Origin of the sequence: Chryseobacterium sp. VD8 (assembly GCF_037149975.1) — a bacterium.
Taxonomy (GTDB): domain Bacteria; phylum Bacteroidota; class Bacteroidia; order Flavobacteriales; family Weeksellaceae; genus Chryseobacterium; species Chryseobacterium indicum.
Map to the genome: position 1 here is coordinate 1 of NZ_JBBCQL010000490.1, position 255 is coordinate 255.

1 tRNA gene is annotated in these 255 nt (G+C 35.7%); it reads right to left on the reverse strand.

The features are described from left to right. Nucleotides 1-134 precede the first annotated feature (134 nt). Nucleotides 135-208: transfer RNA gene (locus WFK35_RS23155), tRNA-Asn, on the reverse strand. Nucleotides 209-255 lie beyond the last annotated feature (47 nt).

Consider the following 255-nt stretch of genomic DNA (forward strand, 5'->3'; position numbering starts at 1 on the left):
TAACATCATCGTTTTGACGGTGTTATAGTTATTGTTTTGTTAAAATATGATGATTTTTAAGAAATTATTTTTGAGTTGATGTGATGCAGAATCACAGAAATAAAAAAGACCTACATTTCTGTAAGTCCTTTTTGCTCCTCCTGCTGGGCTCGAACCAGCGACCCTCTGATTAACAGTCAGATGCTCTAACCAACTGAGCTAAGGAGGAATGTCCTTTGTTTTAAGTGGTGCAAATATAGGACGAATATTTATACC